General features: G+C 59.2%; 1 protein-coding gene. It reads right to left on the bottom strand.

Annotation, left to right across the window (positions count from 1 at the left end):
- Positions 1–238, bottom strand: a 238-nt coding sequence (locus tag AC1RO3_RS09405; protein ID WP_481764155.1) for a hypothetical protein, incomplete at both ends; no start/stop codon positions are given.

The following is a 238-nucleotide window of genomic DNA, read 5'->3' on the forward strand; positions in this document are numbered from 1 at the left end:
TGTGCGTATGTAGCTCCGGGCACTGCGCGGAAACCAGCAGCTTGCAGCGTCTGCACCGTGATCGGATTGTCCATAGGTCCGTCGTACGCCATACCAACGTAGCCGTTATGCTCAATCAAGCTCAGCTTCACGGTGAGCGCCTTTTTGCGCTCGCGATCTCGCGTCCGCTGCTCGCGCGCCTGACGACGTGCTTCTCGAACTTTCAGCGCCTTTGATTGCGCGCGGCTCAGTGTGTAAC

Source organism: Dellaglioa sp. CoH-57-MRSF-19, assembly GCF_056781975.1.